The sequence below is a fragment of the Solibacillus sp. FSL W7-1472 genome, from assembly GCF_037969775.1.
In the GTDB taxonomy this organism is placed as follows: Bacteria; Bacillota; Bacilli; order Bacillales_A; family Planococcaceae; genus Solibacillus; species Solibacillus silvestris.
Genome location: NZ_CP150208.1, coordinates 3,765,077 through 3,785,000, shown reverse-complemented (window position 1 = coordinate 3,785,000; position 19,924 = coordinate 3,765,077). Strand labels below are relative to the sequence as shown.

Sequence of the window (19,924 nt, the reverse complement as noted above, 5' to 3'; positions counted from 1 at the left end):
TAGGCGTAGGCGATGGACAACAGGTTGATATTCCTGTACCACCTCCTCACCGTTTGAGAAATGGGGGGACGCAGTAGGATAGGGTAAGCACGCCGTTGGTTGCGCGTGTTCAAGCAGTAAGGCGTGTATGTAGGCAAATCCGCATACTTTAACGTTGAGCTGTGATGACGAGCTCGTATGAGCGAAGTTCCTGATTTCACACTGCCAAGAAAAGCCTCTATCGAGGTGAGAGGTGCCCGTACCGCAAACCGACACAGGTAGTCGAGGAGAGAATCCTAAGGTGTGCGAGAGAACTCTCGTTAAGGAACTCGGCAAAATGACCCCGTAACTTCGGGAGAAGGGGTGCTTCTTTGGGTGCATAGCCTAGAGAAGCCGCAGTGAATAGGCCCAGGCGACTGTTTAGCAAAAACACAGGTCTCTGCAAAACCGTAAGGTGACGTATAGGGGCTGACGCCTGCCCGGTGCTGGAAGGTTAAGAGGAGCGGTTAGCGCAAGCGAAGCTGTGAATTGAAGCCCCAGTAAACGGCGGCCGTAACTATAACGGTCCTAAGGTAGCGAAATTCCTTGTCGGGTAAGTTCCGACCCGCACGAAAGGCGTAACGATCTGGGCACTGTCTCAACGAGAGACTCGGTGAAATTATAGTACCTGTGAAGATGCAGGTTACCCGCGACAGGACGGAAAGACCCCGTGGAGCTTTACTGTAGCCTGATATTGAATTTTGGTACAACTTGTACAGGATAGGTAGGAGCCAGAGATCTCGGAGCGCCAGCTTCGAAGGAGGCGTCGGTGGGATACTACCCTGGTTGTATTGAACTTCTAACCCATGCCCCTTAGCGGGGTAGGAGACAGTGTCAGGCGGACAGTTTGACTGGGGCGGTCGCCTCCTAAAGAGTAACGGAGGCGCCCAAAGGTTCCCTCAGAATGGTTGGAAATCATTCGTAGAGTGTAAAGGCATAAGGGAGCTTGACTGCGAGACCTACAAGTCGAGCAGGGTCGAAAGACGGGCTTAGTGATCCGGTGGTTCCGCATGGAAGGGCCATCGCTCAACGGATAAAAGCTACCCCGGGGATAACAGGCTTATCTCCCCCAAGAGTCCACATCGACGGGGAGGTTTGGCACCTCGATGTCGGCTCATCGCATCCTGGGGCTGTAGTCGGTCCCAAGGGTTGGGCTGTTCGCCCATTAAAGCGGTACGCGAGCTGGGTTCAGAACGTCGTGAGACAGTTCGGTCCCTATCCGTCGTGGGCGTAGGAAATTTGAGAGGAGCTGTCCTTAGTACGAGAGGACCGGGATGGACATACCGCTGGTGTACCAGTTGTCTTGCCAAAGGCATCGCTGGGTAGCTATGTATGGACGGGATAAGTGCTGAAAGCATCTAAGCATGAAGCCCCCCTCAAGATGAGATTTCCCATTACGCAAGTAAGTAAGACCCCTGAAAGACGATCAGGTAGATAGGTTCGAGGTGGAAGTGCGGTGACGCATGTAGCTGACGAATACTAATCGGTCGAGGACTTAACCACATTTTATTGCTCAATTCAATGAAACGTTTATCCAGTTTTGAAAGAATGAAAATTCTTTTACATAGGCTTATTAAAAGCCATTATAGTGAAGTGATGATGGCAAAGAGGTCACACCCGTTCCCATACCGAACACGGAAGTTAAGCTCTTTAGCGCCGATGGTAGTTGGGGGCTTCCCCCTGTGAGAGTAGGACGTCGCTTCGCTCAAAAAGTCGCTGCTGATTTAGTCAGTAGTGGCTTTTTTATGTTGAAAATTAAGTGTATGGCTACTATAAAATACAATAGAAGTTTATAATAAGTTAAACCAAAGTAGGCGTCCTAAAAACAGACCCCCTTCTTTGGTTTTTCTTTTATTTAAGTTTCGCTTGTCTAATACGAGAATTGGTGAAGTAGTTGACCAATAAAGCAGAAAGAAATACGATTAATAAATGTAAAGGTTCTTACAAGGCAAAATATTGGAGGAAATAACATGACTGCACCATTTTTAACAGTGGTAGACTTACGTTTAATCGAGCAACAATTAAATAAAATATTGAAGGCAAAGCTAACGTCGAATGATCAGAAAATAGTTGCGGCTGTACGTGAACTGGCAATTACAGAGCTAAGAGAAAGATTGACACATGTAGATGAAGACATTATTAAAGAAGTGGAAACGATTGAAGATACTATAGGTGCAGAGCTATTTTTTCAAAGCTTAAAATCATATACCATTCCATTTAAGTCAATTTCAGAGCAAGGTCTACAAAAATTGTTTAAAAAAGATAAAAAGCTGAAGCTACCTAAACTTGAGACAATTGATTGGCAAGCAATCAGCTATCTATCATGGTTGGATAAAGGAACAAACCGCCAATACATTGTACTGGAAAAGGAAGGCGAATATACGGCATTGCGTGGAGTTGTAGATGCTCATAACCCAATTAAAGGTGTCTGTTCGATTTGTAACCAGCATAGTGTAGTTCATCTGTTTACAGCTACGGTAAAGGGGAACGGTGACAATTATACATCTTATAGTAATTACATTTGCAACGACTCACAACTATGTAATCAAAGGGTAAGTGATTATGATAAACTTCAGGAATTTGTTGCCCGTAATTTAATATAAAAATAAAAGTCATCTTCATTGATGGCTTTTTTATTTTGAAACTTTTTCCTATTCTAACCGTAAAGGAAATTAAGATAGAATGGGGAGGAGAAAGACATGCGAAACATTGCTTATAGTTTAGCTATTGTATTACTGTTGTCAGCTTGTAATAGTGAAAGTACGGGTGATAACTCAACAGTGGAAGAACAGACGAAGCAGGAGGTTGTGCAGGTGGATGAAGCATTAATAGGAAATTGGCAGGGGATGATTGAAATTCCTCAGTCACCTCTTGAAATAATTTTAAATTTGGAGGAGGCAAGTGGAAATATTTCTGTACCAGTTCAAGGAATCACTGAATTCGCATTTGAATCAATTGAATATAATGGCTCGGATGCGGTTATCACTATTAACATAGCTGGATCTTTAATAAAGATTGCAGGAACTCTGAAAAACGAAACTATAGAAGGAACGTTTACGCAAAACGGACAGTCCTATCCTATTACGTTAAAGCCATATACAGAAAGGCCTGTTACGTATAAAGAGCTACTGATTCCTGTTGCCGGCGGAGAGCTTAAAGCAGCGTTACAGATGCCTGATAAACCTACGGGAGAGCTAGTCATAATCCATGCAGGGTCAGGTCCTACAAATAAAGACGGTAACACAATAGGGGCTGGTGCGAATAATAGTTTAAAAATGATTGCAGAGAGCTTAGCGGAGAAAGGGATTGCTTCTATTCGTTTCGATAAACGTGGAATTGGTGATAATACGGCACTTATTAAAAAGGAAGATGATTTAACATTTGATCTGTATGTTGAAGATGTTCTGGCAATTGTAGACTATGCTAAAAACGATGACCGCTTTAATGAAATTCATTTACTAGGTCATAGCGAAGGTGCTTTAATAATGACGGTTGCCGCTCAACAAAATGATATAGCATCACTTATTTCGATTGCAGGGATTGGCAGACCGGCTGATGAAGTTTTAATGGAACAATTGTCAGGAAGCTTACCTCCGAATTTATTAATGGAATCCGAAAAAGCATTGCAGCAATTAAAAGCTGGTAAAAAGGTAGAGACAGTATCTGAACAGCTCCAATCACTATTTAGGCCATCTGTTCAACCATATATGATTTCATGGCTTAAATACGATCCACAACAAGAAATAAGCAATGTTAATGTTCCGGTTATCATTCTTCAAGGAAGAAAAGATATTCAAGTAACCGAAACAGATGCAGAAAACTTATATGCAGCAAATGATCAAGCGATAATACATTATTTCAGTAAGATGAATCATGTGTTAAAAGAAATAGAAGGAGATCGAGAACAAAATATTGCGAGCTATTCCAATCCCGATTTACCACTCGCAAATGGCTTAATCAATGAAATTGTCGAGTTTATAAAGCGGTATTAGAAAACAATAATTCATTATAATGAGGTATTTATAATAGAAGAAAAGCCTAAAAAATAAAATGTTCAAATTATTTCAAAAAACTACTTGTATAAATTTTAAACGTTGCTATAATAATAAATGTACGAAAGATGGCTTGTACATCATTGTATAATAGTAGCGTTCCGAAGTAGCTCAGTTGGTAGAGCATCCGGCTGTTAACCGGCAGGTCGCAGGTTCGAGTCCTGCCTTCGGAGCCATTTTTTTTGCCTTTTTACTATTATAAAATAAGCAATAAAACTTTTTCGAAAAAGTTTTTAAAAAAGGCTTGCACTATATAAAAAATGATGATATTATAAATCTTGTCTTCAAGAGAACAACTTATAACGGCCCGTTGGTCAAGTGGTTAAGACACCGCCCTTTCACGGCGGTAACACGGGTTCGAATCCCGTACGGGTCACCATTTAAGGCTTCATAAAAAAATAAAGCAGTAACACTTGTTATGTATGGAGGATTAGCTCAGCTGGGAGAGCACCTGCCTTACAAGCAGGGGGTCGGCGGTTCGAGCCCGTCATCCTCCACCATTCAATTTTAACAGTGTTGCATCATTTGTCGGAGGGGTAGCGAAGTGGCTAAACGCGGCGGACTGTAAATCCGCTCCTTAGGGTTCGGCGGTTCGAATCCGTCCCCCTCCACCATCTATAAAATGTTTGGGGTATAGCCAAGCGGTAAGGCAACGGATTTTGATTCCGTCATGCCCTGGTTCGAATCCAGGTACCCCAGCCATTTTTTTTATTTTTTATGAGCCATTAGCTCAGTTGGTAGAGCATCTGACTTTTAATCAGAGGGTCGAAGGTTCGAGTCCTTCATGGCTCACTTTTATTTTATAAACTTAGAAGTGTACTTAAATATCAAATAACAATCCTTTACTTATTTATAAGTAAAGGATTTTTTGCGTATAAAAAGGGAAAATCGTTTAGTTGCTCGAAACTTCTATAGGAGGATGAGCGGAGAATAGAATAGAATAGAAAAACTACATGACATGTTAGGGGATGCAGAAATGATGAATAAGAAAATTTCAATCGTAGGGGTACCATGTGATTATGGGCAACAGCGCCGTGGGGTGGATATGGGACCGAGTGCAATTAGGTATGCGGGGTTGCAGCAACGTTTGACTAATCTTGGATATGAAGTTGAGGATGAAGGGAATATTCAAGTAATTGAAGGGGATGCAGCTGCACAGAAAGATGAAAAGCTGCTTAATCTGGAAGAAGTAATTAAGGTCAATACAGCGCTTGCCGAAAAAGTATTTAACGTCGTAAAAAAGGATTACATACCGCTTGTTTTAGGAGGCGACCATAGTATTGCAATTGGTACATTGGCTGGCCTATCGATGAAATATAAGAATCAGGGCGTGATCTGGTTTGATGCTCATGCAGATTTAAATACACCGGAAACGACACCATCGGGAAATATTCATGGAATGCCGCTAGCAACAAGTATTGGGCTAGGACATCAAAGGCTAACGTCAATTTTACATGCAGAACCAAAAATTAAAGCCGAAAACATTGTTATAATTGGGGGGCGTTCTATCGATGAGGGTGAACGGGAACTTATTAAGACACGAGGCATTAAAATATACACAATGCACGAAATTGATCGGCTTGGAATGACGTATGTAATGGAAGAAACACTAAAATACTTTAAGCAATTGCAAATAGACGGCCTTCATTTATCACTTGATTTAGATGCATTAGATCCTTTATATACTCCTGGAGTGGGGACACCGGTAGCAGGTGGGATCACTTACAGAGAAAGTCATTTAGCGATGGAAATGATACAGGAATCCGGATTAATGACATCAGCAGAGTTTGTAGAAGTGAACCCTATATTAGATGAGAGAAATAAAACAGCAGATGTAGCGGTTGCATTAATTGGCTCTTTATTTGGCGAAACTTTAGTATGATAATTTACGAAAAAATTCGATTGGTCGTTATGAAGTTTGTTATAATAAGGGCACATATTTATGGGTGGGAAAATATTTTTATAGAAAGTGAAACCTTTTAATAAGCAATCCGTATATATAGAACAGCTGAAAAGGTGGAGAGGAAAGACAAATGGATGCGTTAGTTAATAAAAGAATAAAGCAAGTGCTTAAAGGTGACCAAAACGCATATGCCGACATCGTTAACCTCTACCAGCACAAGCTGTATCAAGTGTGCTATCGAATGCTTGGCAATAAACAGGAAGCAGAAGATATCGCGCAGGAGGCATTCATACGGGCCTATATTAATTTACATTCGTATGATCAAAATCGAAAATTTTCAACATGGCTTTACCGAATCGGAACAAATCTTTGCATTGACCGAATTCGTAAAAAGAAGCCCGATTATTATTTAGATGCGGAGGTAGCCGGGACAGAAGGGCTGGATATGTATTCCCAAATTGCTGCAGATGAGCAGTTGCCGGAAGAGGCCGTTGAGCAGATGGAGCTTCAGGACCGCATACAATATGAAATTAGCCGCCTCCCAGACAAGTATCGATCGGTCATTGTTTTAAAATATATAGAAGAACTGTCCCTTCAGGAAATTAGCGAAATTTTGGATATGCCTTTAGGAACAGTTAAAACGCGGATTCACCGTGGCCGTGAAGCATTAAGAAAGCAGTTAAACAATTTGTAGGAGGAAGATACGCATGAAAACGTGTGCATCAGAATTCGTGGATTATATGCACGAATATTTAGATGGTGATATTAGTCGTGAGCATGAACAATTATTGAAGCAGCATTTACAAACATGCCCTGATTGCCAACAACATATGCATGAATTAAGTGACACGGTTGCGTTTATCAAGAGTGCAGCACATATTACTGCCCCTCCGCGCTTTGAGGATCAAGTGATAAGTCGTTTACCGAAACGCAAAAGTTCTGCCGGCATCAAACGTTGGTTCCGTCAGCATCCTGTACTTGTAGCTGCAGCAGTATTCTTTTTATGTATGAGTGCCACATTGTTAGGCAGCTTCCCTAATGATGATCAATTCTCTGTGACAAAACAGCCTAATTTAGTTGTTGAGGGGCAAACGGTAACAGTGCCTGACGGTCAAGTTGTAAAAGGTGACATCGTTGTGAAAAATGGCGATATTATTGTCGAAGGGGAAGTGGACGGCAATATTACAGTTATCAATGGCAACTACATGGCATCTACGGCAGTCGTTACAGGGCAAGTAGAGGAAATCGATGAAATGTTCGAATGGCTTTGGTACAAAATTAAAGACGGCTTCAATAAAGCAATCGCTGTCTTTGATAAGTAACATCGGACAATTGTCACTAAGACAATTATAATAAGAAATAATATTTTCTTAATAAATCGGAACTTTTCTCAAAAAAAAGCCGTTCTAGTATAGAAAGAAAAGTCTACTCGTTCGGGTAGACTTTTTTCTGTTAGGAAAGTTAATCCCTGACAGAATTGTGCTATACTAAAAACAATATGGATTAGCAAGTAAAGGTGGGGGATGCCACATGCAAATAATTGAACAATTTACAGACATTGCTGCTGTAGATATGATTTTTAAAGTACTGGACGTACTGCTTGTATGGTACGTAGTTTATAAAGCATTGACCCTCATTAAAGGAACGAAAGCCGTTCAATTATTAAAAGGGTTATTAATTGTTGTGTTAGCGAAATTTGCTACCTACGTTTTCGGTTTAGACACCCTTGATTGGTTACTGCAAGAAGTAATTGATTGGGGTTTCTTAGCCATTATTATAATATTCCAGCCGGAAATTCGCCGGGCCCTTGAGCAGATCGGGCGAGGGAAGATTTTCCAACGCACCAATAACCAGCAGGAAGATGAACAGACACGCTTAGTCGAAGCGATGAAAAAATCCGTAAGTTATATGGCAAAGCGCCGAATTGGAGCACTTATATCAATCGAAAAAGATACAGGCTTAAATGAATATGTAGAAACAGGCATTAAGATGGATGCTGCAATTTCTTCTGAATTAATGATTAATATTTTCATCCCAAATACACCGCTTCATGACGGGGCCGTAATTATACAGAAAAACCAAATTGCCGCTTCGGCATGTTATTTACCATTGTCGGAAAGTGCATTTATTTCCAAAGAACTTGGTACACGTCACCGAGCTGCACTTGGGTTAAGTGAAGTAACAGATGCAATTACAATTGTTGTATCCGAAGAAACAGGTGCGATTAGTATAACAGCTAACGGTAATTTACACCGTAATCTCACTATTAAAGAATTTGAAGAATTACTGCGTAAACTGTGGTTTGGTCCTGAGCAAGATTCTAACTTAGCATCTAAGTGGACTTGGGGAGGGAAAAAGAATGGATAAGGTATTTGATAGCTCATGGATGCTCCGTTTAACCGCTTTGTTTTTAGCGGTTGCACTTTTCCTGTATATTCAAACAGAAGAAAAACGTGAAACGGAATCGAGCTCATCCAATGAAACAGATGTCATCACAAATGTGCCATTGGAAGTTTACTATGATTCTGATAATTTATTTGTGACAGGGCTCCCTGAAACGGTCGATGTGAAAATTTCAGGACCGAAACAAATTGTAATGAAAACAAAGCTGGAAAAGGATTTCAAACTCTTTGTCGATTTAAACTCATTGTTAATTGGTGAACATAGCGTTACAATACATCAAGAAAACTTTTCCGAAAAACTTGATGTATCAATTGAGCCAAGAATAATTAATGTAACAATAGAGGAAAAGGTTACTGAACAGTTTCGTGTAGAGCCGGAAATGAATAGCCGCCTTTTAGCGGAGAACTTTGTACTGAACGAGATGACAGCAGAACCGTCAAAAGTAGCGGTAACAGGAGCGAAGAGTGTCATTGATAACATAAGTTATGTAAAGGCGACGGTTTCAGGCGAGAAAGATGTAAATAAGTCATTTGAGCAGGAAGCGGCTGTAAAGGTACTCGACCGTGATCTGAATAAGCTCGATGTCAGCATTAATCCGGATAAGGTCAATGTAAAAGTAGAAATTAATGAATATAGTAGAGAAGTCCCGATTAAGATCAACGAAATTGGGGAACCAGTAGAGGGGCTTAAAATTGACAGTTTATCCCCAGAAAAATCTAACATAACGGTATATGGTTCTAAATCTGTAGTGGATACATTAAAAGAAGTGGTTGTTAATGTCGACCTTTCAAAAATAAAAAAATCCGGTCCGTACGATTTAAAGATTGAGCTTCCAACAGGTGCTACCAAGTTATCTCAAGATAAACTAACGGTACGTGCTAGTGTGAGTGGAGAGCCAGTTCGTGAACAGGATAATAAAAGTGAAACAGATAAAGATGCAGATACAAATGTTGAAGATACAGATGGAAACTAGCTATCAATAAAACAAGCAATCCACTTTATGTGGTAAATTTAAAAACGTATGGTATTTCAAGCGTTGAAGGAGAGAAAAAGTAAATGGGTAAATATTTCGGAACAGATGGCGTTCGAGGTGTCGCTAATAGTGAACTAACACCAGAGTTGGCATTTAAACTAGGCCGTATTGGCGGCTATGTGCTGACGAAGGATGCTAAAGATCGCCCGAAAGTGTTAATTGGACGCGATACACGTATATCTGGGGAAATGTTGGAAGGTGCACTTGTTGCAGGTCTTCTTTCAATTGGAGCAGAAGTTATGCGTTTAGGTGTAATTAGTACACCGGGTGTTGCGTATCTTACACGTGTCATGAATGCTGAAGCGGGTGTTATGATCTCGGCATCTCACAATCCTGTTGCAGATAACGGCATTAAATTTTTCGGTCCAGACGGCTTTAAATTAACAGATGCACAAGAAGAAGAGATTGAACGTATTCTTGATGCAGAAGAAGATACATTACCACGTCCAGTAGGTGCTGCTATTGGTGCAGTAACAGACTACTTTGAAGGTGGACAAAAATATATTTCATACTTAAAACAAACAGTAGAAGAAGATTTTGAAGGATTACATGTGGCGTTAGACTGTGCGCATGGTGCGACTTCTTCTCTAGCAACACATTTATTCGCAGATTTAGAGGCAGACATTTCAACGATGGGTGCTTCACCGGATGGACTGAACATTAATGAAGGTGTCGGTTCAACACATCCTGAAAAGTTAGCGGCATTTGTCACGGAGCGCGGGGCGGATGTTGGTTTAGCATTTGATGGAGATGGAGACCGTTTAATCGCTGTAGATGAAAACGGTACGATTGTTGACGGTGACCAAATTATGTTCATCATCGGGAAATATTTACAAGCGAAAGGTCGTTTAAACAAAGGCACGATAGTTTCGACGGTTATGAGTAATATGGGCTTCTACAAAGCGCTTGAAGAAAACGAAATGACAAGTGTAAAGACAGCGGTTGGTGACCGCTATGTTGTGGAAGAAATGCGTGCAAATGATTATAACTTAGGTGGCGAGCAATCAGGTCACATCGTGTTTTTAGATTACAATACAACAGGCGACGGTCTGCTTACAGGTATTCAGTTAGTGAATATTATGAAAGCAACAGGCAAAAAGCTTTCTGAACTTGCAGGGGAAATGACAATTTACCCGCAAAAATTAGTAAACGTACGTGTAACAGATAAACATGCAGTAACTCAAAATGAAAAGGTGGCAGCTGTCATCGCTGAAGTAGAAGCGGAAATGGCCGGCAATGGTCGTGTATTAGTACGCCCTTCAGGTACAGAGCCTTTAGTGCGTGTTATGGTAGAAGCAGCTTCTGAAGAGGCTTGTGAAAATTATGTTGCACGCATTGCAGATGTAGTACGTACAGAAATGGGTTTAGCTGAATAAATTTTATAACGGCACCGGGAGTAATGGAAACATTGCTTCCGGTGTTTTTTTGTGGGCACGTTTTTAATGGCAGCATGCGGATTTTCTAATATCCTGCTTAGAAGATCTAATATAACTGAAAGAGTTCTAATAAAATGCTGTTCTTCTAATAAAAGTGCCCGATGTTCTAATATGTAGTTTAAGTTTTCAAATACCCATGTCGAATGTTCTCATAACGACTGTCACTCTTCTAAAATCTCATCCAATTGTTCTAATATAACGATTCAAGATCAAATCTAAACAATACAAAAACGGTTTTTTACCTCTTAAACCCAGTTATAAATTTAACCATTCAAATGAATACTTAAACTGTTCAAGCATCCGGCTAAAACGTTCTAAAAATACCTACACTTGTTCTAATAAATGCACTATAACATGTTTCATTTTCAAGAATTCGGGGAAACAAAATAAAGTAACCTAATAAGACGAAGGAGTGTTTTACATTGGCTAAAATTGCAACATTAATTACAGATAAGTTTGAAGATGTGGAGTTCACAAGTCCGAAAGAAGCACTTGAAGCTGCAGGTCATACAATTGTAACGATCGATAAAGAAGGCAATAAATCGATTACAGGGAAAAATGGTGAAGCAACAGTTCAGATTGATAAAGGGGTAGCAGAGGCAAACCCGCAGGACTTTGATGCGTTATTTATCCCGGGTGGTTTTTCACCGGATTTACTGCGTGATGATGATCGCGTTGTAGCATTTGCAAAACATTTTATGGATGAAAAGAAACCTGTCTTTGCAATTTGCCATGGACCACAGCTGTTAATTACGGCGAAGTCATTAGAGGGACGAGATGCGACAGGTTATAAATCGATTAAAGTCGATATGGAATATGCAGGGGTAAATTTCCATGATGAAGAAGTATTTGTTTGTCAAAAACAGCTTGTTACAAGCCGTACACCGGATGATTTACCTGCCTTTAACCGAGAAATTGTTAATTTATTAAAAGAGAAGGAGCTTTAATCGAGCTCTTTGCATACGATAGAAAATAGTGCATATCCCGTTTTGATGTCATGTAAGGAGTGAGTCTTGTAATCAGTGGGATGACAATGATTCTGCTGTTACAAAATTCACCTCCTAAATCAAAACGGGATATTTTCTTATGGGAAAGAATTCACATACGTAAGGCAACAGCCGCACTAGCTTTGGAAAGAAAATTTTTCTATGAAGCGCTTACAATGAAAGCGTAGGATTGACGGTGAAATTGTTTATGTGTATGATGTAAATGCTCAGCAAAAGGATATGGCTGAGTTGCGCAAAAGGAGAGGAAATCGCGCATACAAAATCGGAAAACAATTATAGCGCCAGAACTAAGGAAATCGAGCGGACATAATCCTTAGTTGACGAGGTGGAGGTTTATCGAAATTTCGGCGGATGCCTCCCGATCGCACATGCCCGGTTGTAACTTTCGTTTTAAAACAGAGAAGCGATTTTCTGGACAGAAAAACGAAACGGCATACAATTAAAAATAATATTTAGCTACATCACCTTTTTAAATAGAGCAGGATTGTTAATGATGCGTGCAGGCTTTGCTAAACGAGAGCAAACATCACCTTCGAATTAACTTCCCTAAAGGCACTAGGCAAAAAATGGTAGATTTCGTAGTCTGCTTTTGTGTTGTCAAAATGTGCTTCGATGTAGCAATAACATTGGAGGAAACGGATTATGTGTGGAATTGTAGGATATAACGGCGTATTGGACGCTAAAGAGATTTTATTAAAAGGTTTAGAGAAACTAGAGTACCGAGGCTATGATTCTGCAGGGATTGCTGTACACAATGAAGAAGGCGTAACAGTTTTCAAAGAAAAGGGACGTATTGCGGATTTACGAAAAGCAGTTGATGGCGATGTTGAAGCGGCTGTAGGGATTGGTCATACACGTTGGGCAACTCACGGTGTACCGAACCGCTTAAATGCCCACCCTCATACAAGTGCTTCAGGCCGCTATACGCTTGTACACAATGGCGTTATCGAAAACTATCATTTATTACAAAAAGCTTATCTTAAAGGAATTCAGATGAGCTCTGATACAGATACAGAAGTTATCGTACAGTTAATCGATTTATTTGCTAAAGAGGGCTTATCTACGTTAGAAGCATTCCGTAAGACATTATCATTAGTGCACGGATCTTATGCATTAGCGCTTTTGGATAATGAAGATGTGGAAACGATTTACGTAGCGAAAAACAAGTCACCGTTATTAGTAGGTGTAGGTGAAGACTTCAACGTAATCGCTTCAGATGCAATGGCGATGCTGCAAGTAACAGACCAGTTTATCGAATTGCACGATAAAGAAGTGGTAATCGTCCGTAAAGATAAAGTTGAAATTACAACATTAAATGGCCGCGTTGTTGAGCGTGCACCATATACAGCACAATTGGATGCTTCTGATATCGAAAAGGGAACATACCCTCACTACATGTTAAAAGAAATGGATGAGCAGCCAACTGTGATCCGTAAAATTATTCAAGCATATGAACAAGGTGAAGATGTTACGGTTGATGCAGATATTCTAAAAGCATTAGCGGAAGCAGACCGTCTATATATTATTGCGGCAGGTACAAGTTACCATGCCGGCTTAATCGGGAAACAGTACTTCGAAAAAATCGCAGGCATTCCAGTAGAAGTACACATTTCAAGTGAGTTTGGCTATAATATGCCGTTACTATCGAAGAAACCTTTATTTATCTTCATTTCACAATCAGGGGAAACAGCGGATAGCCGTCAAGTATTAGTAAAAATTAAAGAGCTTGGCTACAAAGCGTTAACTGTAACGAACGTACAAGGGTCAACACTTTCACGTGAAGCGGATTATACATTACTATTACATGCCGGACCTGAAATTGCTGTAGCTTCTACAAAAGCATATGTCGCTCAAGTAGCTGTTTTAGCAGTAGCTGCCTATGCCGTTGCTAAGCAATTAGGAATGGAGCTTGACTTTGATTTAAAACAGGAGCTGGCGATCGTTGCAAACGGCATCCAGACAATTATCGACTCTAAGGATGAAATGGAGCAGATTGCCGAAGACTATTTAAAAATCGCACGCAATGCGTTCTTCATCGGTCGTAATATGGACTTCTGTGTATCATTGGAAGGTGCGTTAAAACTTAAAGAAATCTCATACATTCAGGCAGAAGGTTTTGCCGGTGGTGAGTTAAAACACGGTACGATTGCATTAATCGAAGAAGGTACACCAGTCTTTGCTTTAGCAACACAAAAAGGTGTGGCGCTTAACATTCGCGGTAACGTGAAAGAAGTAGTGGCTCGCGGTGCCAACGCATGTATTATTGCAATGGAAGGCATGGAAGAAGAAGGCGACCGTTTAGTCATCCCTTCAGTACATGAACTATTAACACCACTAGTATCTGTTGTACCATTACAATTAATCAGCTATTATGCTGCACTTCACCGTCGTTGTGACGTTGATAAACCTCGTAACCTGGCAAAATCAGTTACAGTTGAATAATAAAGATTTTAAAAACCGTTCGCTTATCTATTAAATAAGCGAACGGTTTTTTATATATTAATATAACGAACCTACTTACATAATTTTTCAAATAAAATTTTAAAAAGTTTATATAAAGTTCATATTCGGCGCCTATACTATAAAAGCAACATGGAAAAAAATTATATTTATCCATTTTTTAATAGTTATAATTTATGTTCAAATGGAGAATTTGATATTTGAATATAGTTATTTAAAGGCGGATAATTTATTTCGAGGTGATCAATTTTCTAGTAATTAGAAGAGTTGAAAAGATCGGTTGATATATATTACTAAGGAGGATTTACAATGTTTTTAGCAATCAAAGAAATGAAACACGCGAAAAAACGTTTCATGATGATTGGCGCAATTATTATGCTTATCGCATGGCTTGTTTTTATTTTATCAGGATTAGGTAATGGCTTATCGTCATTAGCTGCAGCGACGATGAAAAATATTGACGGAGATCTTTTTATTTATGAAGAAGGCTCTGCTGCAACAATGATGAAAACGAAGGTAACAGGTACGATTGCCGATGATGTTGAGGGTCAATTTGGTGTCAAAGAGGCAGCGAAGTTCGGACAATCAACTGTTATCGTGAAATCGCCTGATGCGAAAGAAAAAGTAGACGTAGCGTTTCTTGGAATCGAACCAGGTAAATTTATCGAGCCAAAAGTTGTAGCAGGTAAACAAATGGCTGCAGAAGATAAGATGGGCGTCATCATTGATGAAACATTGCAAGAAAAAGGCTACGAGATTGGCGATACAATTGAAGTAACAAGCTCTAGTATTGAATTAACAGTAGTCGGCATTACTAAAGGTGAAACGTTTAACCATTTACCAAGTGTATTTGTTAACGTAGACGTTTGGCAAAGCTATGCATTTGCAGCACCAGGATCAGATAATGGTTTAGAGAGTCCAGTAGCAATGATTGCTTTACAAGGTGCAAACATTGATGCTGATAAAATCGAAAACAACTATGATGAGATTGAAACTTTTACAAAATCAGAAGCCGTAATGGGAATGCCGGGTTATAAAGAAGAAAGCGGAACAATCTATATGATGCTTGCCTTCTTATTCATCATTTCAGCTGTTATTATTGCGGTATTCTTCTATGTATTCATTTTGCAAAAAACACAGCAATTCGGTGTCATGAAAGCAATTGGTGCATCAAATAGCTTTATTAAAAAATCGATTATTTCACAAGTATTCGTGTTATCACTAATCAGCATTATTGCCGGCATTGTATTAACGTATTTAACTGCTCTTGTTTTTCCAGAGGGAATGCCGTTTAACTTAGATTTTAAAATGGTTCTTTTATACGCGCTTGTGTTATTAATTGTATCTGTTTTAGGTTCTGTTATTTCAGCTCGCCAAGTAACAAAAATTGATCCTTTAACAGCGATTGGGAGAGTGGAATAAATGACAGGTTTAGTACTAAAAAATGTAACGAAATCATTTAAAGAAGGGGACTCTACAGTGGATGCACTTAAAAATGTATCCCTTACAGTAAACCCGGGTGAGTTCATCGCTATTATCGGTCCATCAGGTTCAGGGAAAAGTACGCTTTTATCGATTGCTGGGGCATTACTTCAGCCTTCAACAGGTGAAGTACTTGTTAATGGTACAAATATCGGCAAGATGAAGGAAAAAGATTTATCGGCTTTTCGTTTAACAGATGTTGGATTCATTTTACAAACATCAAACTTAATTCCGTATTTAACGGTGTTAGATCAGTTATTACTAGTACGTAAAATGAAAGGCAAAGTATCAGCAGAAGATACGAAATTTGCGAAAACATTACTAACGGAATTAGGATTAGGTGACAAGTTCAACAAATTCCCGAATGAGTTATCTGGTGGGGAACGTCAGCGTGTTGCGATCGCTCGTGCATTTGTGAATAATTCAAATATCATTTTAGCTGATGAACCGACAGCAAGCTTAGATTCTAAGCGTGCATTCGAAGTCGTAAAGCAAATCCGAAAAGAAGTTAAAGAACGCAACAAAGCTGCTGTCATGGTAACCCATGACGAACGTATGCTAGAGTTTTGCGATAAAGTGTATCGTATGGAAGATGGACTGTTAACTCTGGAAGGATAATCAAATTATATTTAACCGTATTTAAAGTAAACTCATACTTTAAATACGGTTTTTTTTATTTTCATAAATGCTGAAGATTAACCATACGACTAACTATACTCAGTGAAAGGTGATAACGATGTGGTTACTAGGCTTTTTATGGACTTCTTCAGGCATATTCATTGGTGGCATGATCGCATGGCTTTTTAAAGGAATCAAGCAAAGGGCAAATATTATTTATGCGCTTTGTACAGGAGTTATTCTGGGCTTGATCAGTTTTGAAATTCTTCCTGAAGCGATTGAATCAGGCGGTTGGTTAAGTACGATTATTGGATTTGTTATAGGGATGATGGTATTCACAGTACTGCATGGTAGTTCGCACTTTAAACAAGGTAAGGAAAGTTATAGTAAAGAGAAATACTATATTCGTACTGGCCTATTATTAATGCTTAGTTTCGCGGTTCACAATTTTCCGATTGGAATAACATTAGGGGCCAACCAAGAACCTGTTCTTACAAAGGCTTTACTACAAACACTTTTATTTCATAGTATTCCCGAGGGAATAATTTTGTTTATCCCTTTAATATTAGCAGGGTTAAATATATTTACAGTTTTATTAATTTCCTTTCTCGTATCGGTGCCAGTAGCTTTAGGTGTATTTATCGGTAGTTTTCTTAGTATTGTTCATCCGCTATTAAACACCGCCTTCATGAGTTTTGCTATGGGGATGATCTTTATAGTTACCGTATCGGAAATCTTATATCCGGCACTCAATAACTCATCCGTATTCAAAATTTTATGCTGTACACTTATAGGTTTTGGAGTAATCGGATATTATCTTCACTTACTTTAAAGTTTTAATATTGGAACATTGCCTTCACTTTATTTGGAAAATTATGTACAATTATATGTTAAAATACTAGAAGCAATTACTAGCAAAAGGGGGGATTATCCATGTTCGATATAAAAAACTACGATACCTTCAAGAAAATTGAAGCAATCAATAAAGGTTGGTCGGATGATAAAAAGTTCTATATTGAAACAGTTACAAATGGGAAATTGCTGCTGCGCATATGTGACATGGCGGAGTATGATAAAAAGAAAAGTGAATATGAAATCATAAAGCGTTTAGCTGATCGGGGCTTGCCCGTTTCACGACCTGTCGATTTTGGAGTTTGTGACAACGGTAAAAGTGTTTACTCAATTTTCGTATGGTGTGACGGTGAAGATGCGGAGAAAGTATTACCTAACCTGACAGAAGTGGAACAGTATTCACTAGGGGTGAAATCAGGGCAAATACTGAAAGAGATTCACAGTATTCCTGCACCAGCAGAGCAGGAAGATTGGGGATCACACTTTAACCGTAAAGCAGACAGTAAAATCAGACTTTACCAGGATTGTGATGTGAAAATAGAGGGGGACGATAAAATCATTCGATATATCGAAGAGAACAGACACCTCCTTGAAGGCAGAGAGCAAAATTTCCATCATGGCGATTACCATGTTGGAAATATGGTTATTTCTCCTCAGAAAGAGCTGTATGTAATTGACTTTAACCGCAGTGATTTTGGAGACCCGTGGGAAGAATTTAACCGGATTGTATGGAGTGCAACTGCCAGTCCATCTTTTGCTACAGGGCAGCTTAACGGATATTTTAACGGAACACCGCCGATGGAATTTTTCTCGCTTCTTGCTTTTTATATTAGCAGTAATATGCTATCATCCATTCCTTGGGCTGCAAATTACAGTGAACATGATTTAAATATAATGAAAAATCAGGCAAAAAACGTTTTGCAATGGTTTGATGGCATGAACAATCCTGTACCGACCTGGTATAGAAGAGAATTAAATTCGGTCGATTTACAACGTGAAAGCTAATGGACAGTAAAAAGAATAGAACGGAGATGAAAAGATGGGAAAAGAATTTTGGATTCCATTACTTGCCTCTTTTGCAACAATAGCTGTTTTATATTTTATCGGTTATGTAGCTAACTTAGATTTTCTGATTTTTAAAATTTCCCTCTCATATACGGAGATTGCTTTACTGCCAATCTTTGTAGGTGCAGCAGTAGGAATAATAACTGAACGGATGCTCAAAAGGAAAGCAGGGGAAGTTAAATGATTGCCTATTATTACGACCAGCTTCATACATGGGGAAAAGAAGATGAATACTTTATGGAGCTTCTACAATTATCAAAAGCTAAAAAAATTGCCGATCTAGGCTGCGGTACTGGGCGGGTAACGATTGAACTGGCAAAGACCGGCTATGAAGTGACTGGAATCGACCCTAATGAAGAAGCCGTTCATAGAGCTCAAAGTAAGGAAAATGCTGAATTGGTTTCATGGATCATTGGTGATAGTAAGAGCTTAACAATTAATTCATATGATGCAGTTACCATGACAGCGAATGTGGCACAGGTTTTTATTACAGAAGAGAGCTGGAGTAATGTTTTACAGGATGTATTTACAGCTTTAAAGCCTGGCGGACAATTTATTTTTGATGCACGGAACCCCCAAGCAAGAGCATGGGAAGAGTGGCAAAAAGATGAGACAGTAGACCAGCTTCAAGATATCTATACCCTAGACCTGTTGCTGTATTGGGATGAATATGAAGGGTTAGATCGAAATGTTTTTACGTTTTATGAAAAGATTAAAAATGTTAATACAGGTATTACGCACGAAGCAAAGGTCCAGTTAATTTTTCGAAGCCTAGAGGAAATTTCATCCGCACTTAAAAAGGCAGGCTTTACAACTGTGAACGCTTATGAAGACTTTACGTTTCAAACAGCTACAAATCAGGCAAAGTCGTTTATATTTCATTGTGTAAAATGAGTTGAATGCAAAAGCTGAAGAAAGAGTAGGAGGAATTTTTTGGTTAGTATACTGGAAAATATTTCTCGAATTTCTGGAGCCATTCTCCTATTATGTGGAATATATTTTTATTGGCATTTCAGGAAAATGAAGAAAGAAAAAAAGTTAACATCAACTGAACGTGTAATCTACATGATTACGCAAATCACATTGTATATATGTGCGGGGAGCTACCTTCTATTGTTTTTAAATAAATAAATTAAAAGTGCTGGTTATTTCAAATCCTGTTACTGTACGGGATTTTTTTAAATTTATAGAATCTTTTTTTCCTGTTGTTACGTACGATTAAAGAGGAAAGGAAATGGAGGCTAAGAAAGATGGAGAAGACGAAAAAATTGATGGCCGGCGTATCAGCAACTGCGCTTACATTAAGTTTGGCTGGCTGCGGTACTTCAAGCAGTTTACCCCCAAAGCCTACAGACCAAAGCTGCCGGGATTGGGACTGGTCGGAAGAAGAAGGCGTATGGCGATGTGACGAGAGCCGTTCAGGACATTACGGCGCCTACTATTATGGGGGTAGATATTTCAATAATAGATCTGCACTAAATAGTGACAGCAGCTACATAAATTATAAAAACAGCGATAGCTTTAAGGCCGCAAAGACCAGTTCAGGTTTTGGCAGTGGCACTAAAAGCTTCGGGGGATAGGAGAGACAAAATAGA

General features: G+C 39.4%; 17 protein-coding genes, 6 tRNA genes and 2 rRNA genes (1 of these 25 only partly in view). All 25 read left to right on the top strand.

Features of this window, described 5'->3' with window-relative positions:
* Window positions 1–1,521: ribosomal RNA gene (locus MKY07_RS18925) — 23S ribosomal RNA — on the top strand (it extends 1,408 nt beyond the left edge of the window).
* Between the two features lie 86 nt (window positions 1,522–1,607).
* Window positions 1,608–1,723: ribosomal RNA gene (gene rrf, locus MKY07_RS18920) — 5S ribosomal RNA — on the top strand.
* A gap of 265 nt (window positions 1,724–1,988) precedes the next feature.
* Window positions 1,989–2,621, top strand: coding sequence for an elongation factor G-binding protein (locus tag MKY07_RS18915; RefSeq protein ID WP_014822429.1), 633 nt, complete (start codon window positions 1,989–1,991; stop codon window positions 2,619–2,621).
* Between the two features lie 96 nt (window positions 2,622–2,717).
* Window positions 2,718–4,010: an alpha/beta fold hydrolase gene (locus tag MKY07_RS18910; protein ID WP_339263355.1), complete on the top strand. Its 1,293-nt coding sequence runs from the start codon at window positions 2,718–2,720 to the stop codon at window positions 4,008–4,010.
* Window positions 4,011–4,170: 160 nt separating this feature from the next.
* Window positions 4,171–4,246: transfer RNA gene (locus MKY07_RS18905), tRNA-Asn, on the top strand.
* Between the two features lie 128 nt (window positions 4,247–4,374).
* A tRNA-Glu gene (locus MKY07_RS18900) sits at window positions 4,375–4,449 on the top strand.
* Between the two features lie 45 nt (window positions 4,450–4,494).
* Window positions 4,495–4,570: transfer RNA gene (locus MKY07_RS18895), tRNA-Val, on the top strand.
* A gap of 30 nt (window positions 4,571–4,600) precedes the next feature.
* Window positions 4,601–4,684: transfer RNA gene (locus MKY07_RS18890), tRNA-Tyr, on the top strand.
* Between the two features lie 13 nt (window positions 4,685–4,697).
* Window positions 4,698–4,772: transfer RNA gene (locus MKY07_RS18885), tRNA-Gln, on the top strand.
* A gap of 17 nt (window positions 4,773–4,789) precedes the next feature.
* Window positions 4,790–4,862 (top strand) — tRNA-Lys (locus MKY07_RS18880).
* 187 nt (window positions 4,863–5,049) lie between these two features.
* Entirely contained in the window at window positions 5,050–5,952 is a 903-nt protein-coding gene (gene rocF, locus MKY07_RS18875) for an arginase (RefSeq protein WP_173364523.1), read from the top strand.
* A gap of 151 nt (window positions 5,953–6,103) precedes the next feature.
* Entirely contained in the window at window positions 6,104–6,667 is a 564-nt protein-coding gene (gene sigW, locus MKY07_RS18870; RefSeq protein ID WP_008405972.1) for an RNA polymerase sigma factor SigW, read from the top strand.
* Window positions 6,668–6,680: 13 nt separating this feature from the next.
* On the top strand, window positions 6,681–7,295 hold the full coding sequence (locus MKY07_RS18865) for a zf-HC2 domain-containing protein (protein WP_014822431.1): 615 nt from the start codon (window positions 6,681–6,683) through the stop codon (window positions 7,293–7,295).
* Window positions 7,296–7,503: 208 nt separating this feature from the next.
* Window positions 7,504–8,340, top strand: coding sequence for a diadenylate cyclase CdaA (gene cdaA, locus MKY07_RS18860; protein ID WP_008405970.1), 837 nt, complete (start codon window positions 7,504–7,506; stop codon window positions 8,338–8,340).
* Window positions 8,333–9,349 carry a CdaR family protein gene (locus tag MKY07_RS18855; RefSeq protein ID WP_008405969.1) on the top strand — a complete coding sequence of 339 codons (1,017 nt, stop codon included), beginning with the start codon at window positions 8,333–8,335 and terminating at the stop codon, window positions 9,347–9,349. Before cdaA ends, MKY07_RS18855 begins: the two co-directional genes overlap by 8 nt.
* Window positions 9,350–9,432: 83 nt before the next feature.
* A complete protein-coding gene (glmM, locus tag MKY07_RS18850) occupies window positions 9,433–10,785 on the top strand; it encodes a phosphoglucosamine mutase (protein ID WP_008405968.1) in 1,353 nt (450 codons plus the stop codon).
* A gap of 482 nt (window positions 10,786–11,267) precedes the next feature.
* Window positions 11,268–11,792, top strand: a complete 525-nt coding sequence (locus tag MKY07_RS18845; RefSeq protein WP_008405967.1) for a type 1 glutamine amidotransferase domain-containing protein — start codon at window positions 11,268–11,270, stop codon at window positions 11,790–11,792.
* A gap of 702 nt (window positions 11,793–12,494) precedes the next feature.
* Window positions 12,495–14,294, top strand: a complete 1,800-nt coding sequence (gene glmS, locus MKY07_RS18840) for a glutamine--fructose-6-phosphate transaminase (isomerizing) (protein ID WP_008405965.1) — start codon at window positions 12,495–12,497, stop codon at window positions 14,292–14,294.
* A gap of 327 nt (window positions 14,295–14,621) precedes the next feature.
* Window positions 14,622–15,734, top strand: a complete 1,113-nt coding sequence (locus MKY07_RS18835) for an ABC transporter permease (RefSeq protein ID WP_065216085.1) — start codon at window positions 14,622–14,624, stop codon at window positions 15,732–15,734.
* Window positions 15,735–16,412, top strand: coding sequence for an ABC transporter ATP-binding protein (locus MKY07_RS18830; RefSeq protein WP_008405954.1), 678 nt, complete (start codon window positions 15,735–15,737; stop codon window positions 16,410–16,412).
* 118 nt (window positions 16,413–16,530) lie between these two features.
* Complete coding sequence (locus MKY07_RS18825; RefSeq protein ID WP_339263353.1) at window positions 16,531–17,244, top strand: ZIP family metal transporter; 714 nt, start codon at window positions 16,531–16,533, stop codon at window positions 17,242–17,244.
* A 101-nt stretch (window positions 17,245–17,345) separates the two neighbouring features.
* Complete coding sequence (locus tag MKY07_RS18820; protein ID WP_008405951.1) at window positions 17,346–18,269, top strand: phosphotransferase family protein; 924 nt, start codon at window positions 17,346–17,348, stop codon at window positions 18,267–18,269.
* 34 nt (window positions 18,270–18,303) lie between these two features.
* Window positions 18,304–18,513 carry a hypothetical protein gene (locus MKY07_RS18815; protein WP_008405950.1) on the top strand — a complete coding sequence of 70 codons (210 nt, stop codon included), beginning with the start codon at window positions 18,304–18,306 and terminating at the stop codon, window positions 18,511–18,513.
* On the top strand, window positions 18,510–19,223 hold the full coding sequence (locus MKY07_RS18810; RefSeq protein WP_008405949.1) for a class I SAM-dependent methyltransferase: 714 nt from the start codon (window positions 18,510–18,512) through the stop codon (window positions 19,221–19,223). Before MKY07_RS18815 ends, MKY07_RS18810 begins: the two co-directional genes overlap by 4 nt.
* A gap of 356 nt (window positions 19,224–19,579) precedes the next feature.
* The gene (locus MKY07_RS18805) at window positions 19,580–19,909 is read left to right on the top strand and encodes a hypothetical protein (protein ID WP_008405947.1); all 330 of its coding nucleotides are present in this window, start codon (window positions 19,580–19,582) and stop codon (window positions 19,907–19,909) included.
* The last annotated feature ends 15 nt before the right edge of the window (window positions 19,910–19,924 follow it).

What these genes read in the sequence shown, in the direction of transcription:
- glmM (WP_008405968.1), top strand. Translation starts at nt 9,433, where the DNA reads ATGGGTAAATATTTCGGAACAGATGGCGTTCGAGGTGTCGCTAATAGT.
- MKY07_RS18915 (WP_014822429.1), top strand. Translation starts at nt 1,989, where the DNA reads ATGACTGCACCATTTTTAACAGTGGTAGACTTACGTTTAATCGAGCAA.
- MKY07_RS18825 (WP_339263353.1), top strand. Translation starts at nt 16,531, where the DNA reads ATGTGGTTACTAGGCTTTTTATGGACTTCTTCAGGCATATTCATTGGT.
- MKY07_RS18855 (WP_008405969.1), top strand. Translation starts at nt 8,333, where the DNA reads ATGGATAAGGTATTTGATAGCTCATGGATGCTCCGTTTAACCGCTTTG.
- MKY07_RS18910 (WP_339263355.1), top strand. Translation starts at nt 2,718, where the DNA reads ATGCGAAACATTGCTTATAGTTTAGCTATTGTATTACTGTTGTCAGCT.
- rocF (WP_173364523.1), top strand. Translation starts at nt 5,050, where the DNA reads ATGAATAAGAAAATTTCAATCGTAGGGGTACCATGTGATTATGGGCAA.
- MKY07_RS18865 (WP_014822431.1), top strand. Translation starts at nt 6,681, where the DNA reads ATGAAAACGTGTGCATCAGAATTCGTGGATTATATGCACGAATATTTA.
- cdaA (WP_008405970.1), top strand. Translation starts at nt 7,504, where the DNA reads ATGCAAATAATTGAACAATTTACAGACATTGCTGCTGTAGATATGATT.
- MKY07_RS18830 (WP_008405954.1), top strand. Translation starts at nt 15,735, where the DNA reads ATGACAGGTTTAGTACTAAAAAATGTAACGAAATCATTTAAAGAAGGG.
- MKY07_RS18810 (WP_008405949.1), top strand. Translation starts at nt 18,510, where the DNA reads ATGATTGCCTATTATTACGACCAGCTTCATACATGGGGAAAAGAAGAT.
- MKY07_RS18835 (WP_065216085.1), top strand. Translation starts at nt 14,622, where the DNA reads ATGTTTTTAGCAATCAAAGAAATGAAACACGCGAAAAAACGTTTCATG.
- MKY07_RS18820 (WP_008405951.1), top strand. Translation starts at nt 17,346, where the DNA reads ATGTTCGATATAAAAAACTACGATACCTTCAAGAAAATTGAAGCAATC.
- MKY07_RS18815 (WP_008405950.1), top strand. Translation starts at nt 18,304, where the DNA reads ATGGGAAAAGAATTTTGGATTCCATTACTTGCCTCTTTTGCAACAATA.
- MKY07_RS18805 (WP_008405947.1), top strand. Translation starts at nt 19,580, where the DNA reads ATGGAGAAGACGAAAAAATTGATGGCCGGCGTATCAGCAACTGCGCTT.
- glmS (WP_008405965.1), top strand. Translation starts at nt 12,495, where the DNA reads ATGTGTGGAATTGTAGGATATAACGGCGTATTGGACGCTAAAGAGATT.
- sigW (WP_008405972.1), top strand. Translation starts at nt 6,104, where the DNA reads ATGGATGCGTTAGTTAATAAAAGAATAAAGCAAGTGCTTAAAGGTGAC.